The sequence below is a fragment of the Noviherbaspirillum suwonense genome (genome assembly GCF_900182955.1).
Taxonomy (GTDB): domain Bacteria; phylum Pseudomonadota; class Gammaproteobacteria; order Burkholderiales; family Burkholderiaceae_D; genus Noviherbaspirillum_A; species Noviherbaspirillum_A suwonense.
In genome coordinates this window covers 1-17352 of the sequence record NZ_FXUL01000004.1, presented here as the reverse complement: position 1 = coordinate 17352, position 17352 = coordinate 1, and the positions used below count along the sequence as shown (strand labels likewise).

Annotated in this window: 11 protein-coding genes and 5 pseudogenes; 7 read left to right on the top strand and 9 right to left on the bottom strand. The window is 47.2% G+C overall.

Annotated features, from left to right (window positions below; genetic code table 11):
- From QOL82_RS07295 to QOL82_RS07280, 4 genes and pseudogenes are all read left to right on the top strand, one after another.
- Window positions 1-444, top strand: a complete 444-nt coding sequence (locus tag QOL82_RS07295) for a DUF4124 domain-containing protein (protein ID WP_283441590.1) — start codon at window positions 1-3, stop codon at window positions 442-444.
- A gap of 126 nt (window positions 445-570) precedes the next feature.
- On the top strand, window positions 571-984 hold the full coding sequence (locus tag QOL82_RS07290) for a CesT family type III secretion system chaperone (RefSeq protein WP_283441589.1): 414 nt from the start codon (window positions 571-573) through the stop codon (window positions 982-984).
- 159 nt (window positions 985-1143) lie between these two features.
- Window positions 1144-1362: a hypothetical protein gene (locus QOL82_RS07285; RefSeq protein WP_283441588.1), complete on the top strand. Its 219-nt coding sequence runs from the start codon at window positions 1144-1146 to the stop codon at window positions 1360-1362.
- A 385-nt stretch (window positions 1363-1747) separates the two neighbouring features.
- Window positions 1748-2554, top strand: a pseudogene (locus QOL82_RS07280) (IS5 family transposase).
- Between the two features lie 311 nt (window positions 2555-2865).
- On the opposite strand, the gene qhpG reads toward QOL82_RS07280, so the two are convergent.
- From qhpG to QOL82_RS07255, 5 genes are read right to left on the bottom strand one after another with little or no spacing between them, the layout of a single operon-like run.
- Window positions 2866-4284, bottom strand: coding sequence for a flavin-dependent monooxygenase QhpG (gene qhpG / locus QOL82_RS07275; protein ID WP_283441587.1), 1419 nt, complete (start codon window positions 4282-4284; stop codon window positions 2866-2868).
- Between the two features lie 14 nt (window positions 4285-4298).
- Window positions 4299-5681 (bottom strand): radical SAM/SPASM domain-containing protein, encoded by a 1383-nt coding sequence (locus QOL82_RS07270; RefSeq protein WP_283441586.1) that lies wholly within the window; start codon window positions 5679-5681, stop codon window positions 4299-4301.
- Window positions 5682-5683: 2 nt separating this feature from the next.
- On the bottom strand, window positions 5684-6493 hold the full coding sequence (locus QOL82_RS07265; RefSeq protein ID WP_283441585.1) for a hypothetical protein: 810 nt from the start codon (window positions 6491-6493) through the stop codon (window positions 5684-5686).
- A gap of 20 nt (window positions 6494-6513) precedes the next feature.
- Entirely contained in the window at window positions 6514-7899 is a 1386-nt protein-coding gene (locus QOL82_RS07260) for a hypothetical protein (protein WP_283441584.1), read from the bottom strand.
- Between the two features lie 16 nt (window positions 7900-7915).
- Window positions 7916-9367: a ferritin-like domain-containing protein gene (locus tag QOL82_RS07255; RefSeq protein WP_283441583.1), complete on the bottom strand. Its 1452-nt coding sequence runs from the start codon at window positions 9365-9367 to the stop codon at window positions 7916-7918.
- Window positions 9368-9920: 553 nt separating this feature from the next.
- Between QOL82_RS07255 and QOL82_RS07250 the strand changes: the two genes are divergently transcribed.
- Both QOL82_RS07250 and QOL82_RS07245 read left to right on the top strand, forming a co-directional pair.
- Complete coding sequence (locus QOL82_RS07250; protein ID WP_283441582.1) at window positions 9921-11213, top strand: S8 family peptidase; 1293 nt, start codon at window positions 9921-9923, stop codon at window positions 11211-11213.
- 79 nt (window positions 11214-11292) lie between these two features.
- Window positions 11293-12278: pseudogene (locus QOL82_RS07245) on the top strand (IS3 family transposase); the annotation flags it as partial.
- On the opposite strand, the pseudogene QOL82_RS07240 reads toward QOL82_RS07245, so the two are convergent.
- A pseudogene (locus tag QOL82_RS07240) lies at window positions 12269-12400 on the bottom strand (IS5/IS1182 family transposase); the annotation flags it as partial. The pseudogenes QOL82_RS07245 and QOL82_RS07240 overlap by 10 nt on opposite strands.
- Before the next feature lie 971 nt (window positions 12401-13371).
- Window positions 13372-14355 (bottom strand): trypsin-like serine peptidase, encoded by a 984-nt coding sequence (locus tag QOL82_RS07235; protein WP_283441581.1) that lies wholly within the window; start codon window positions 14353-14355, stop codon window positions 13372-13374.
- A gap of 426 nt (window positions 14356-14781) precedes the next feature.
- Here QOL82_RS07235 and QOL82_RS07230 point away from each other — a divergent pair.
- Window positions 14782-15163 (top strand): annotated as a pseudogene (locus tag QOL82_RS07230) (transposase); the annotation flags it as partial.
- A 213-nt stretch (window positions 15164-15376) separates the two neighbouring features.
- Here the strand turns inward: QOL82_RS07230 and QOL82_RS07225 are convergent.
- Window positions 15377-16480 (bottom strand): heme-binding protein, encoded by a 1104-nt coding sequence (locus tag QOL82_RS07225; RefSeq protein WP_283441580.1) that lies wholly within the window; start codon window positions 16478-16480, stop codon window positions 15377-15379.
- 442 nt (window positions 16481-16922) lie between these two features.
- Window positions 16923-17084 (bottom strand): annotated as a pseudogene (locus QOL82_RS07220) (IS5/IS1182 family transposase); the annotation flags it as partial.
- Window positions 17085-17352: the final 268 nt, after the last annotated feature.

Genomic DNA, 17352 nt, shown 5'->3' with positions numbered 1-17352 from the left:
ATGCGACATACGATACTGCTGTCCCTGCTGATGGCAGTAGCGATGCCCGCCATGGCCGTCTATAAATGCGTGTCGCAAGACCACGTCACCTATAGCGACGTTCCCTGCGGCGCAGCGCAGGTCGTGCTCCCTCCTCCGCCGCCGTCCATCGACGCGGCGGGCGCCAGGCAGCAGGTGGACAAGGAGCGGCGGCAGCTTGCCGCCATCGAGAAAGCCCGCGATGCCGAACGGGCTTCCCGTGAACGCGAGCAGCGCGCAGACAGGAAGGACAAGGCGGCACGGGCCGACAAAAAGAAATGCGTGCGCCTGGAACTGGAAAGGAAATGGAGCGCCGAGGATGCGGCATCGGTGTCGAAAACCATTTCCGCGAAAACCGAGGCCATCAGGAGAGCCGCGCGCCGCAAGGCGGAACGCCACGATGCCGAATGCGGCGCGGCCTTATGACAGCGGGCCTTCCCTGCATCGCTGGAACCGATCGCAGATGCCAGTAACCAAGAGACTCCCAACGCATGACGCTGCATCGTTGCATCGTTATCTCGTTGCATCCGACAGCGGCCTTACGGAGAACTGGTGCAACAAGCTTATCGCAGGCTCGTACAGGAATTTTGCAGGATCGCCGGCCACGGTCACGCCGGGGCCATTGCCGATGGTGCTTCCTTCCGCGTCGATGGCATCGACTGCACGCTGATCCATCTCCATGCCCTCAGGCCGGACACCCTGCATTGCTATATCGACTTCGGCCTCGTTCCCGAGGCAGGCGGCGCCGACATTTACAGGCAGCTGCTCAATGCCAATTACCTGCAGCTGGCCAGCGGAAGCGCTGCTTTCAGCATGGCGCCGGCGACTGGTCGTATCGTCCTGATCAGCACGCTGAAGCTGGTCAGCGCCGACCCGCAGATACTGCACGATCTGCTTACCTATCATGCCCAGCAGGCGCTTGAATGGCGTCGCACCTTCTACCTCGACCAGGCTGCCATCGCCTGAGCGGCAGGCAGCGGGATACCCGCCTCGCAATAAGTATTCTTAATCGTTTTGATACTTATTTTCTATAATTTATCCCGCTTGAATTTGCACAATCTATTGATAAACTCACCATTTATACTTGGGCCTATCCCATGGAACCAAATTGGTGGAGTTCGCACAATGGCAAATGATCGCTATCTGCAGGTTGAACAAATACGGATGACTGACGCCTACAGCCAGGCACGGTCGCTGTTCGATGAAAAGCGGGAAGTATTCCTGAGACTCAGCGAGATCAATCGCCGGTTGCGCGACCTGCAGGAATGCGCGCCGGACGCGGTCGTTGCAGCGCGCAGCGACGTGCCGTTCAGGAATCCGCCGGGCCGGCAAAAATCCGGATGAGCATGCCGGATGACAAAGGCGCAATCGATGGCGCGCCAATGACGGAAATAACAGAAGTGCCGGGAGGATGAACGAATGAAAGCGGGAGCCTGGCCTGCCCAGAGGGACTCGAACCCTTATGACAGGTAAAAATTGTACCCTAACTGACTGACTGACTGAGTTAGCAATAAAAAACAATGGTATATAACGTGATGTAGTTGCTTCATAATACGCACTTGACTGCATATTTATATTTTTTCAAGCGTCATCTGGTTATTGAAATAAACGCTAAAGCGTGTCGGCCTGGGTGGGCGCAATAAGCCGAGGCGATTTGTCTTAGAGCATCTAACAAAATGGGATTTTTACTGTCATAGCAACTCGTCGATATATATCGTGGCGAGGCAATATGGCACGCGAACTGGTTGATGATGCATTGTGGAAATAGTCTAGCCACTGCTTCCAGTCAGGCGGCGGCGCAGGACGCCTCCTGGCCGCAAGCCGCTGGACGATAGGCGCGTCCTGACGGGCATCCTGTTTGTTTTGCAGTCGGGAATTCCATGGTAAATGCTGCTCCAAGAAATGGGGTGCGGCTCCGGTTTGACCTGCTGGCGCCGGGTGCATGCCTGGCAAAAGGCCGGAGTGTGGCGCAAGCTGCACCGTGTGCTGCCGGATAAACTGCGTGGCGCCGACAAGCTCGATTTCTCCCGTGTCGTTGCCGACAGTTCATCGGTACGGGCTGGGCATGGCGGAAAAAACTAGACCGAACCCAACCATTCGCTGTAAGGCGAGCCGCAAGCACCCTTTGCTCGTCGATGCGCAAGGCATCCCGGTCAATGTCATTCTGACCAAGGCTAACCGGCCTGATGTCACGCAGCTCCTGCCATTGGTCGATGGCGTCTACCCAATTCGAGGAAAACGCGGGTGGCCGTTGAAAAAGCCCAAGTCCGTTCAAGCCGATCGTGCCTACGATAGTCGCGCCCATCGTTTGGCACTGGAGCAACGCGGCATCGGCCACCAAATTGCCAAGCGTCGAGCGGCGCATGGCAGCAATCTTGGCACGACCCGATGGGTCGTTGAACGCACGATCGCCTGGTTGCATCAATTTCGGCGACTGCGCGTACGCTACGAACGACTGCCCTCGATTCAAGAAGCATTTTTTCACTTAGGCTGCGCCCTTATTTGCTGGCGCATTTTGAAAAACTCATTTTGTTAGGCGCTCTTAGTTTATCAAACGGGAATGTCCACAGAACTCAGGTTATCTCACCGCAAGGTCTCCAATTATCCAACTGTTCGAATTTCCGGAGCCACCCCTGCAGCCGGCCTGCCAATACGGAAAGCGGATGTCGCAAATCGACCATCTGGTCGCGCCTGGCTCGGAAAAAATCGTCAGTTGCCATCTGCAATGCTCCCCATCTCCCTCAGGTTTCACTAGGGCTTATGCTAGTTCTTAGGGATCAGGATCAGAGAACTAGCGGCTAACTCCTTGTGGTCAAAAGGCTTTTAGAGATTTGCATGGACGACTAGTTAACTGACTTCCATAACTTGATTCGTTAAAAGCCAGGCGGCTGTTCGCACACCGTTCACAGAAGGAAAATTTTCCGCCCAATAACGTAGCAGTCCTATCGCATTGATACGGTCCGTAAAACGCGGGAAAAGACGATCCACGTCCACACCGCTCACAAAAGCAATGGGACGAGCCAAATTGGGGTGAACCAGAACAGTATTTTCACAAACCATACTATCGATAATACATGGCCTTTTCTCAAACTTTGTGTTTTTTGAAAACTGAAAAAAAGTGTCATTTTTTATATCACATACTTTTCCAAATTCGATATCGTTTTGGCGAGGCGCGATGGCACGAATATGGGAAACGGATCTCGACTTCCAAAATGGAGATTCATCGAAACGTTTCACCTTCGCATACGAGCTGGTCGCCCAAAAAATATGCATTGCAATAGTTTCAGATTGGTAATCACAGTAAAACTTTTTGCACAAATCCAAACGCGCCGGCTTATTTAATATCGTACGAATAACTGCACTTGCCGTTAATCCAGTATGCATTGCCTTCTCTACCCCGCTAGACGACAATGGATCTAAGCTAAAAGAAGCATCTCCTACCTTAATATAACTGTCCTGCAGCGGATCGGCGACGCAATAAGCTGTCGCATTTCGCAGAATTAAATTTTGTGACAAAGGACAGCTGGAAAACTTTGAAAAAAACTTTGACTGAGATAGGGCTGACCGCCATTTCTCTTCTATTTCTCTCTTTGAGGACAAATTAAAGGTATCAGAATCGGAGAACATCATTACGGTAAGTCCCTTATTAGGAAGCGAACTACCCCAACACCAAGCTTGCGGAAAAGCCTCAACGTACGTCATAGGTGAACTGTCTGAATTCTGAAGCGTTCCACAAAGCGCTATCGTTCGCGGTGAATTACGTGTTTTCTTTTGAGGTAAGAAACCGCTCTTTCCGCATGCGTCAACAACAAATCGACTAGAAATTCGCGAACTTTTTCCGTAAACCGATAGATCCACTTCCCATCCAAGTGTCGAATACTTAGTTCGGGTGACAATTGCCGGGCGAAACACTGCCACACCAAAATCCTGAAGTGACTTTAAAAAAAATTCATTAAATCGGGAGCGATCGACAATCATGCTGACGTCGTTATTGAAGAAATTAACATCAGGCTCGGCGGCGTTCTCCCAAAGAACAATTTTGGGACTAAAGTTCAACAGCGCAGCTTTTAGGAACGATTCGCGTATTCCAATAGCGTCGAGGACTGGCCAAATCCCGTCGGTAAGTGATTCGAATGAACGGGCGTCCGAAGGCACGTATTTTTCAATCACACAGACATGTACTCCACGAATTGCAAGGCTAAGAGCAGTAATGCAGCCGGAGGGGCCACCGCCAATAACACAAACATCAAAACCTTGCATTGTCATCCAATTCAGTTTACTTACCGGCTAGGATAATTAAACCAGTCAGGTTGCAGTGACGAAAGTCTCCCATAGGCCTGCAAACAATATTCAAGCCAACCACGGATGAAATCACATGCTGGTCGCCCTCGGGCAATTACTTCATGATGGCAGCCACCGGAGCAAAGATAGCGAGCCCAACAGTTGGTGCATGGCATCTGTTTATGGACGTGTCTGGTAGCAAGCCAAATATTACGTTTTGTCTCATCAATACCGTCTTCTAAACTCCCCATTTTTCCTATCGGGTCTCCGACAAACCTATGGCACGCGGCAAGATTGCCATCCGCAGACACGCCTAGGTATCCCGCGCCGGCACCACAGGGATATGGTCGATGAGTGCCCCTGTGGATCTCATTGAGTGCATTGATAATATTGCTAAAAGCGTATTGATTGCCTCGTAATGTTCTTAATTCAAACTCATGTCCGCAATCTATCATTTCTGCAAGAAGTTGATCGAAGTCAGCTTGGGTCATTTCGCCAATCCCATCTGGAGAGTGAAGGACCGGCGAAAGCCCAACCGAGTGGAATCCAACGTCAAGAAAATTATTTACCGCTTCTTTGAGACGTGTGTTACCAGGACAGACAGTAGCTCGCACCGACACTTGCATTCGATTTTGTAACGAAAGCAAAGGTTCTACACGCTTGATAATCTGATCGAAACTGCCCTTGCCATTTTTAAAAGTCCTTCGCTTATCATGCTCTTCCTTTAAGCCGTCTAAACTTATAGTTACGGCGAAGCCATACTCTTCAAAAAATGATGCATCATTGTCGTTAAGAAGTGTGCCGTTCGTCGTGAGCGAAAAACCAGCTTTCACTCCACGCTTTTCGGCAAGATTCGCAGCGTATTTAGTAACAGCCTGGATGACAACGCGGTTAAAAAGCGGCTCACCTCCCAAGAAAGCAAGATTAACATTTTCGCCTGCTTTAATGTCCTCAAATAAAAGATCTACGGCTCTCCGCGCTGTGTCCCATGTCATGCTTTTATCATCGCTACCAAAATTGCCCTGACTCGCGTAACAGTAGGAACAGCCCATATTGCACTTTTGAGCAACCGCTAGCGATAACGCACGAAGCTTAGGATTAGTAAGCGGTTCATCAGTAATCAGCGGAGGAGTAAGAAGATTTAAGTTACGCAGGACATCCTCAACTGCTTGATCGCCATTTTGAGCTGCCACATCTAGCCTATCCAGTATCTCATCATCGACGTCGAATAACTGGGTACCATTAACAACAAGTAGCTGGCCTTGACCTCCATATCTCTGCCAGTGTGCATGTCTCGATTTGCAGCTGTTCACGCTCTGGGATGTTTGTAATTCTTCTTTACTAGCTTTCCGAACCCGGATTACAGGATGCTCGTTTAACATTGCTAAGTCTCCTCTCCATCTTTTCCTTCAACTTGGAAGCGGAGCATCTCTTCCCACCTTTGGAATAGTTCATCATAAGTTACCAAGCGACTGTCCTTTCTGTCATCTAAAATATATTCCCCTGTTCGGTTGCGTGAAATCCAATTATCGCCACGACTTCTTCCGTTTTCGGCAGGAACTACATTCACGAAGTCAGGGCGGCTTGCTGGCCAGTAGTAGCAAGAACATTCACGGTAGTCATGTTGCCATGGGGAGCACAGACCTTGAGTTAATTCGCCTGGTTCCAGTAATTCATGGGCAAATTCGCCCGACTCATCTTCAAACATTACGCGAACCACCATTTCAACTTCAAGAAGTGCGTTAGAGTCAGCGGGCAAAGGGACTGGAAGCTCCTCCTCCTCAATACTAAAGAAACACTTTACAGTTTTCCCTTGATTTTGCATGGCATATGCTAATGCGTTGGACCATTCTATCGCTACTAGACCGGGATTTTCATAAGAAGGAAGGAGCACCGCACGACCCTCCGGAATCCGAGGCCCGAAAACTGGAACAACTATGTCGATATCATCAACTCTGAGCAAACGGTGCGACTTTAGCCCAGCATAATTTGTGTCCGTAACTTCAGATACATAATTATCGCCTTCTAACATAACTATCCCAACGAATGCACGTCGCCAAAAATTCTTGAAGTCATACTCTAGTCCAGGGAAACAATTTGAAATCGTAGATGTCGGCAGAGTACTTGCTGGATTTCCAGCGGAAAGGTGCAACAATTGTGCCATACGGTTCTTTGGTTCGATTTTTGGATCCATTTTCATTTATCCTATCGCTGCTAAAGTAGTCCGCGCACTGCAGCCCTAACCACCTGGCTGATTTGTCGTCTGGTCAAGGTAAGCGCGCGACCATCCGCGCCTCGTAACATAGGTGGCATTTTCCTCCTACCCTTATCGCTAAGATCACCGACCTCTTCTGGCCGTCGCAATACATCGGCAAACCACGGCGCCGAGCCGCTTAGGAGAGAAGAGTAGATGCGTTCATGCAAAGCAATCACCCCGAAATTGTCTACTAGTGATTGAGCCATAATCGGTTCATACTCTCGGCCAAAGTTGCTTGTATCTTGCGTACCTAATGTTCGCGCAATATTTGACCTTCCACTGACCACATTGCCGTTCATAACCGTTGTGTTCATGAAGCGAATTGACTCAAGTGCTCGGCGTACAATCTCAGCGGCCGACTGAATTGATACTTCTTCATCCGCCACATCAGGACCCAAAATAAGCTGCTCAAGTTCATCGGCAACGGTCCTAAGGGGGAGCGAATCGGGCGCAAATGTAGGCATGGCTGAGCTAATCCAAGCTTGCGCACGAAGTGTAGTTCCATCATTACGTGAAAGCTTTATCGTAACGGGCCCGTCGCATACATCATCTAAATAACCCCAACTAATGGGCCGCCCATTCCAGTCCGGCCAGTATCCATGGTAAATGTCGCCAGGGCTGGTCGGATGATGGGTGGACGACGCTTCATTATCTTTACCAAACCCACGCCATTTACCTCGCGATGTGTCATAGACGATCCTTTCTTCTTTACCTACAAAAACCGGATCTATGACATCTTTATTTTCATCCATGTTATATCGCAGCGTACTGGAGCCGTAGACAAGACCCGCTGGAGGGATAAATCTTAAACGGATCTCTGGAAATTTTAGCGTCGGTTTTATAAACCTTACACTTCCGAAATCAATAGATTTGCCTTCCAAAAAATTGGCGCATATTCCGTTAAGCTTATGCAGTTCAAAATCATTAAAAGATCCTGTCTTGCTAAGAACCTTATCATTTTGATCGCCAGTTTGGCGAAATACTTTCAAGTTGCCAACGTTAACATTCCACTCGATATTTTGTAACCCAAGACCCTCTGCTTCGAGCAGCGAGTATGTAAGCGGCACCAATGTCCCGTCCGAAATAAGCGCGAAAACTTCTATAAAAGGCGCAACAGGGCGTATTTGAAAGCCGTCTCTAAACTTTATATTACGCGGTATATATGCGTTTATTACTTCGCCGGTCTGATGGTCAATGTTAAACGTCGTCTTTGGAACAATCTTCCGGTAACCCAACGGATCATTTTCGTCGAAGCGTAATTCGTACGCCTCAAGAGGATGTTCCGATGAGCCAAATCGTCCAATCGCCATCGACGGTAGTAGCCGAAGTCCTACAATAGCCATGTTCGTCACCAGTAGTTTAAGTTAGGTCAGTCGTACGAGATACTGTTATCAAGCTATTGATCAAAGCTTCAATTTTCGTCAAGGCTTTCTGGTCAGTGGAGATAAGTACATCTAAAAAGCTCCGATGGCGCGCGTCTACGACTTTTTTCAAACGGAATGAGATATCAATCGAAGCGCTAAATAGGTCGAGATAAAGAGCCCATCGATCAACCGGATCATGAGGCAGTGTTAGTGTGTACGGCATTTGAAAAGGTGGCCCAGCCATCTCTTGGTCATTGTCTGTAGACACTGGAGACTGAATCAGTATTCCGGAAATCGAGCGAATGTTGTACATTTCCCCAAATGTTGTATGAATTAAAAGTCCTCGAGGTGATACTGAACTCGACATTGAGGTGTCATTACGGTAATCGTAGCTATGAGCTAAACTCGAGAGGAGAATGCGGTAGCGAATATTAAAAAGGTTGCCCCAAAGCTTGCTTATTGGATGTGTAATCGTGCTTGTCGGCAGTTGATTGGTGTCGGAATTTCTTAAGTCTACGGGTGACACCGATGGATTGATTACTACATTTCTTGTTGGGATCCAGTCTTTTCTGTCCGGAAAATCCCGGTATATATTAAGAAATCTAGCAAAGTGTGATTTTGCCTCAGAAGCATTCACGGAATTGGCTTCCCCTTGCACTGCAATTGCATTTAAAGCAGAAACTGCATCGGAACGGGAAGAAACCGGACGTAGGATCAGGCTAGGAGATCCCTCTGGATCTTGTGCTTCCGGATTACGTCTTTCACCGTTTGCATATCCTCTTCCCCATTCATCCCAGTTACTTTGGAAAGAATGCGTAGTGTCTCTAAAGTATTTGTCTTCTAGAGCATGCTCGTCTTGGATTATGTCAATAATCTCCTTATAAACCTTACCGACGCGATTTAGATAGGGAGTGCCATCTCCATCTTGGATAATTTCCCTTATCTCATCTGCCTCTTGCCCACTCCAGCTATCGGGATCAGGCGCTTCAGCATAAACATATTTTGCAAGTGAGGTACGTGTCAGCGGCTCTAGAAGAAAAGGAAATGGGTACAGTTCTGAATAAGATGGGTAATCTTCCCTGTCGAAATTTAGCGGTCCCCCGATACACCGCAGCACGTTTTGCACAGTCATGAGGTGTGCCATTTCCTCTTTCGCTATTCCAAGGATCGTTGATTGCCATGATGCAACTTTTCTTCTATACCGTTCTGGAACTTGATCGCCCCCTAGCGAGTAAGCTGCATAAAGGTATTGAACCATTAGCATGTGCTCAATTTCGGCCGCAACGTGCAGTAACATAACCACGTATTGGTGCGCACCAAACTCCGAAGGAAAACGTTGCGACCTGTCGTCTAAACTACTCTCTTTATTCAAACCGTGTTTCAAGACTAATTGACCAATGTCTTGATCTATTAGCAAATGAATTTGCCGTCGAGTTCGAGCTCTCATAAGTTATATCCTTGCATGTTTAAATCTAGTTTATTAACAAGAATTATTTTCCAAATAGCAAGTTTCGTTTGTGCTGAATCTCGTACCTATGAAAGCGCTGCGAACATAAGTTAGAAGAATCCCATTCCCTCTAAAAAACCGATAATGCATTAATCCATTTTTGAAAGTGTGGTGATGGTCATTGGTCGAGGACGGCTTGACAGCTACTCTGTTTCGTCAAATCTCGAGTACCGAACCCTTATTAGAATCCTTAACCTGTGCTCGACTTTGATATTCCACAAATCATGCTTATGATATCGGCACATCATTCATTTTTGTATTGCGGTCCTACTTGTGCTGATCGGCGCGTGAAGCTGCAACCCTGCTTCTAATGGTGAATTTATACAAAACGAGCATTAAGGTTTGATTTATAGACGCACACACTATCAATAAAACTTCGGACTTAATTTTGCAGCGGTCGGTGCAGGATGAGCAATTAATTGCGAACATCTTCTACTCGCACGATGCTCTCTTTATGTTATCAGTTGTTTAAAGAGTTGACTTGGGGTATGGAATGAAAGAAACTAGTCATATTATTTTGCGCTTAAAACCTGCTTTTAAACATAACATGTTTTCTGGACCCTCGTTTTCATTACCTAGTGAGACTCAGTTTTTCAAGGGTAACGTAGGACAAGTTTTGATTTCAGCAGCTTCTCCTTTACTCGCTGACGACAGGATTGCGGTTGAAACCAAGATGATCCCAAGGTCTAAACTCGGCATTCTTGCAAGGGATCCGGGTGTTCTTGCAATTGCGCCAGACATGCCTATGAAACTTCTTCGACCGTTGACAAAAGCACAAATAAAAAGGTTTACTGCTAGTATTGAGTCGCCCGGAAAAGTGCTTTCAGCAAGGAAGCATGATTTTTTTGAATGGGGAATAGAGGCGACTGGTGCTGGCACATCAAAATACACAGGTCAAGGTATTACTGTAGCGGTTCTTGACAGCGGGATTGATGCCAAACACGAGGATTTTAAAGGTATTGACATTATAGAGAATGATTTCACTGGTGAAGGAAATGGCGATACTGATGGACATGGAACCCATTGTGCTGGAATAATTTTTGGCAGGGCACACGAGGGCTCTAGAATTTCAGTAGCACCAGGCGTACAAACTGCGTTAATTGCTAAGGTGATCGGCAAAGACGGGGCGTCTAGTGAAAATGTTTTAAACGCCATGTATTGGGCAGCTGAACGAGGAGCGACGATCATTTGTATGTCTGTTGGCTTTGATTTCCCAGCTTTGGCCCTTGAATTAGAACGCAACGGCCTGCCGAAACAGATCGCTTTTTCGAGGGCACTTGAAGCCTACAGAGCAAACATAAATCTTTTTGATAAAATGGCGGCGTTCATCAAGGCACGGGCTGGTTTAGGAAATCCGACTATCATAGTTGCATCTGCAGGTAACGAGAGCGAGAGGCAAATTGATTCTAATTTCGAGGTTGCGGTGTCTCCGCCCGCCGCAGCAGAAAGTGTGATTTCTGTTGGCGCTTTTATGCCAATTTATACGGAGGGCCGACGTAGGTATGCGGTTGCTCCATTTTCAAATACTGGCCCGAACATTTGCGCGCCCGGGTTCGATATTGTTTCATCAAAATTAGGCGGCGGGCGACATAAGCTAAGTGGTACGAGTATGGCGGCTCCTCATGTAGCTGGTATTGGAGCGCTTTGGGCAGAAAAGTTGAAAACAGAGGGCATGTTTAATGGTCTTTTGCTGACGAGTAAAATAATTGGTTCAGCCACTACGACAGATTTGGTGCAAGGCTTCGATGTTTTTGATGTAGGTGCCGGGATGGTAAAAGCGCCATAATTTCGTACCAAGGTAACCTCGGAAAAGTAAGCGGATTTGAAAGTAGAGTTTTCTCCAATTAGAAACGGGGAAGTTGTACATGAAGAAGTCGCGCTTTTCGGAAAGCCAGATCATTACCATTCTCGAACAGGCAGAAGCCGGCACTCCAATTTCAGAACTGTGCCGAGAGCAAGGCATCAGGTCAGCATTGTTCTATCGCTGGCGCAATAAGTTCGGCGGCATGGATGCCACCTTGATGGGGTGAATGAAGGAGTTGGAAGAAGAATCGGCGGCTGAAGAAGATGTACGAAGAGGAGCATCTGGAGGCAGAGATCATCGCTGAGGCCATGCAAAAAAAAGTGGTAGCGCCATCTCGACGGCGGGAAATGGCGCAACAGGCAGTAAGAGACAAAGGAATCAGCATCCGGCCGGTATGGGAGGCGTTCGGCATTGGTCAGACCTGCTATTGGCATGAGGCCAAGCTGTCGTCGCAGAGCAGTGAGATTGGCGACTGGCTGATTTGCCTGACGACCAACCAGCGTAACTCGGGCTTTGGTTTGTGCTTCCAGTACCTACATAACGTCAAGGGTTACCGTTGGAATCACAAACGTGTCTATCGGATATATCAACAATTGGAACTAAATCTACGTATCAAGCCGAAGAAACGCTTGGTGCGGGAGAAGCCTAAGCCACTGGCCGAGCCAACGGCGGACAATCAAGTTTGGTCGATTGACTTCATGCACGACCAATTGGTCAACGGCCGCAGTATCCGGCTGTGCAATGTGATTGATGATTTCAACTGGGTAGGCCTGGAAATCGAAGTCGGCTTCTGGCTGCTGTCCGAGCGGATGATCCGATCGCTAGAACGCATCATGGAATGGCGAGGGCATCCCGAAAGGATTCGGTGCGATAACGGCCCTGAATAGGTCAGCGGCGCTCTCATGTCATGGGCAAGCCGGCGTGGCATTCAGATCGAATTCGTCCAACCCTATAAGTTACGGCAGAATGCCTATCGAACGGTACAACCGCACAGTCCGGAATGACTTGCTGGCACACTACCTGTTTGACAATCTCGAAGAAGTCAAGTCCAGAGTGCCCACCGTATCGCTGATGTAATAAGCTCGATGCCCTTCGGGCAGCCACTCTTGCAAGACGTAAGGCAACAGCATCTGCTGCTGCGGGTCGTAAGGGAGGTAGCTTGTAGTCATTCTCCCTTAACGTTTACTTTATCCAATCCGATGACCTGTCAGCGTTCTGCCGCGCAAACTTTCAGGGCCATTTACTGCAATAGGAGAAAAATCTTAGCAGGCCGAATGACCTATAACAGCCGGGTCTTCTTCCAACGATTTGGTATGAAGTTTGCCAGTGCTGTGACTGCAGATCTGCATATAATCGACTCTGACTGCATCGAATGCAATTTGTTTTTAGGGTCACTGTTCTATTTCTAATGAGTGAAACTCAAACTTCTGACCAGAAAATTCTATAATTCTTAAAGTGAGTTGAAAAGTTAGCTCGTTACTTCCACGACATTGAATAGAAAAAACCCGCTGTGGCGGATTGCTTTTTAAAAAATAGTTTCTGCAGTTAGCAGATTCAACGTTTGAGCAAGACCGAAAAAATTTCATTATTTCGTTGATTGATTTGCTTCTACGCACGACTGTTATTAACTGAGATTCCAAATCGTGCAACGGAAGATGGCAATTGAGGACTGGCATCATATAAATTCAATTCATCTGTTGGAGTCGAATAATAGATATCCCCACATTGCTATTATGATCGCCGTCAAATCTCTGATTGACTTCACGTTCGGACTTGGAAACAACCGCTTTTCCTTTTCTATAAATTTCAGTGGGTCGTTTCGTGTTTTATTTTACTAAATTGGGCACGCGCTCTAAACTATTTGACTGCTAGCAATTTTCCCTAAAAAGAGTTCGACCAATTTCTACGCGAGCAACATTGAAAATATGTCTAACAAAGCTGTACTTGCCCCGTTTTAACGTTTTTCTGCTTGTTTTCTTTCAGCCTTTCAGGCAGCGTACTACCGCAACGATCCGGTTAACAACTTACCGAAGGATTGCGGCTGCCTCCAAATTTTAAAGCTTAATTTGTACGGGCCAATTATTAATAATTACTAACCGTCTGAGTATGATCTCACAACCGCTTGTCCGCATTTAGCTGGTTACCCAGGATTATCTTCTTTTGTAAGCAAATGCCCAAACTCGGTTGTTCGTGTGCAGTGTTCCCCTTGGCAGCCTGTCGTTGGGCAGACTAGCGGGATGAGGCAGGTCCCACGCGTTTCAAAATCGGCCTCGCCGCGAACGAGTATTCCTTCAACTTCGTGGGTGTCACTGTTAAATACGGGTGAGCCGGAATTTCCACCAAAAGTATCGAGGTTTGCGACAAAATATTCGTTTTGTGTATTTTCACGAACTAAGGCACCGTCAGCGAATTTTGCCGGTAGTCCAGAGGGATGCCCAATGACGTGCACGGATTGACCATCTGGTATTTTACCACTCCTACGAATTTTAACGACAGGGTGATTTTCTACCCTACGATCTAGACGAATAAGCGCCCAATCTGCGGCATCTGGTGTGTTTTTGATATCAATGACTTCGGTACCCGTATATATTTCAATATTATTAATAACCGTCTCCGGTTTTCCCTTTATAGCTTCGCGAAAGCCGAACAAAAATTTAATAGATGATACATTGCTCGTCGTTACGCAATGTCCGGCTGTAGCGATTATATCTGGAGCCACCAAAAATCCCGTGCAGAAAGCACCTGTTGGCTGATCAAAAAATGCCACATTAGATTCTTTGCATAAGTTATGGGAGATGCCGAAACTTTCGGTGATAAGCGTGGATGTCCCGTTTGAATTATCCAAGACCTTGTCTTCTTTGAATAAAGCTACAACGCTATCCGCGTCAACTAAAAATTTCTTTTCAGACACCTCATACATGTCTTTGCGATCGTCCACGCCATAAATGACTTTTTGCTTTGCTTTAAGCGCCTTCAACAACGTTGGAATGTCGGACGCAGCTATATTTTTCTCTTTTGTAAGAGCCGTACTACTTCCGTTTTCTTTTTGCGGTTTGTTCCGTGAGCGAATCACCTTAAGTAATTCCTCATGGTCAACGCCTTCTAAGTCTTTATCGTTAGACATAATTCTTCCTTGGATAGATGTCGAAATTTAGTCTCTCGCTGTAAAAGTTTCGCCATGCCGTAACCGCGATGCCGTTCATGGTATTTTCAGAATGCTCTTTCTTTTCTTGCATATTTTGATGTCAGTCAAAAACTTGGACTGAAGGGTATTACAGCAGGCAACGCTTAACGGGCTGTGAAACACTTAGTTTGATTGTTGTTATATTTTTCTTAACATGGTTTTGTTATTTATGCATCCATAAAAAAGCCGAATTAGGACGCTTGTTCCTCAGTTTTCTTTTACAACGTTTTTTTGCGAGAAAATGATGTTAAAGGGTTTTGTTAAGCAAATCATGCCGTCCAGCCCATAGGCTGCGGCTTGGATATGCTGAGCGCATGCAACCCGCCCCTCTTGGAATACTGAACGACGAACCGGAGAGCGTACAGCGTGGCGTTAAAATCGCGCGGCTCGCGGTTGATCAGGGTCGATTACGCCATGAACTGGGATGGCTAGGCAAACGGCAAGCGCGGCAGCAGTGCGAGTTTCAGTGACGAAGCGATCCAGTTTTGCCTGAGCATCAAGCGCCCGTTCAGCTTGCCTCATCAACAACAATGGGCGTGGCGAAGCCCGCTCGGCCTTGCAGGCCTGGCCTCGCCTGTTTCCGACTACAGTACCGTGAGCCGGGGGCAAAAGACATTAGGCAAGTCACTATTGAAGTCGCACCACCTACCGTAACCAGTCTGCATTTGCTGGTCGATAGCACTGGTATCAAGTTGCTGTACAAAGGTGAGTGGAGTACAAAATGCACGGCGCCGATCACCGGCACCAGTGACGCAAGATCCACCTCGGTATTGATGCTGCCACGCTTGAGATTAGTTGCCCGATATTTAAGCCCTTGGTTTTACACGGAAGTGTTTCTATGATTAAACCTAAATTAGAAATAGAATTGACGATTTAGCGATGATTTCTATGACAAGAACGGCTTCAAATATGAATTGCACAACCTTATTATGTAAGGTAGGAGGAACGGATGTCGCTTCCGTTACGATGACACGAGCGCATATTCTGCCGGTACCTTTTCTAAGGTCGCAACACTGATATGTGGCCAAGCATTCCGTCCTGGCGATTCATCTTCACGAGGGTGGAAGAAATCTAACATGACAACTTGAGAATATTGGAGCCTCAGTTTTGGATTGCCAAATTGGTCAACTTCAGCGAGCTCTTGAATCCAAAAAGTTGATTTCATGCTGACTGCTTCGGCTTCTCTTACAGAAAATGGAGCATTCGTTATTCCACCGGTCCTTCGAGTAGAATCTACAGTTAAAGTTGTCGTCTTAACTATATTGACACCTTGGTTTGCAAACCTAAGAATCTTGTTCATGTCATCCGGACTGAATCCAGGAAAACCAGGAACTGTGACGTTTCCCATGAAAGGGTTATCGATGTAATGCTTGTAAGGTGCGAAATACGGATCAGACTTAAAATCATAATCCGGAGTACTGACATCCTCAAATCGACCTAAAGGCAATCCGCTAATTGGTGGAATTGCCGGCATGCCTTTATGTAGTTCAGATTTTCCAAGCGCCAGAACGGAATTTCCATGGGGAATAGATGCAAGTCGCGCAACATCAATTTCATCTTCTGTCACAGTGTTATCTCTAATTCGATCGTCTTTTGATCTACGATTCTTCATGTATAACCATAATCCGGGTTCGTGATGGATCGGCAGACCGGTCCCACCTGCGTCATCGCTCACTGGTCGGTCTTCCGCCACGACCTGAGCGATTTTCTGTTGATAATCAACTGTTACTACAAATTGATCAAAATTGGGATCTCCAGACCTTAACAAACCTCGATTCGGCACATCATCGTCCACAAAAGTAAAGCGAAGTTCTTCATTATACTGATTCATCAGTACTCTGAATTTGAACCCTGCAGGCGACGGTAGAGAATTATGGAACGGTAGTGCAATCATGTTCCATCCAGTTCCGTTCGCAGTCCATATTCCTAAAAGATTTTGGAGCGGGCCAAGATTTTGAGGCGGCGGGGATCCTCGATTGGTAAGTTTGCGAACTAGCGTAGACTGTGGTGGCACTACATCCGAGAACTGCCGGTTTCTGTTGTCAATTGGATTTTTTTTAACCATAACAACTGTCTCCTTAATCTTGACTTATGCAATGCCTAATTTACGTTATCGTGCCTGCGCCTTACAACGAGCACTACGTAGCTGAACCGACTAAATATCTACCGCCTGCACTAATCTTGACCCGCCAAAGAATTGTTAAATTGTGCTACATCAAAGTTATATAAAAGTGCCAGGTGCTTTGGGGACTAGTAAACTCCAACTATAGTCGGTGCGGCGACGGCACAAAAATAGCTTGGTATATCTTGTACGGATGGTCGTTTGATTTATGCCGAAAGCTGTTGCAGAAACTGGTAAAGCACCGCTCAGTGTGTGCTTAATAGTAAAAGTCAACGCTAAGTAAGGAAAAAACATTAAGAGCATCTAACAAAATGAGTTTTTCAAATGCGCCAACAAATAGGGGCGCAGCCCAAGTGAAAGAATGCTTCATGAATGAGGGCAGTCGTTCGTAGCGTACGCACAGTCGCCGAAATTGATGCAACCAAGCGGTAGTGCGTCCAACCACCCGTCGGGTCTTGCCAAGATTGCTGCCATGCGCAGTTCGGCGTTTGGCAATTTGGTGGTCAATGCCGCGTTGCTCCAAGGCCAAGCGGTGTGCACGACTATCGCCAGCAGGGCTGGTATCAAAACTTGAACGCTTGCAGGCGCATTACACGTATTTCAGCAAACAGATTACGGGGATGGAGCATGAGTTGGGAGAGCAGCTTGCTGAAGATGATCTCGGACAGCAACTGATGACCGTGAAGTAGCCCCATGATTCCCCGGGCCGTCGGTATTCCGTAAACTAACGACTAGGAATACTGCTATGGATAGACCTATGCCTTCGGGAAGAAATCAGCAAGTGGAAGTCATTACCGGGGTCCAGCGGCGCAGAC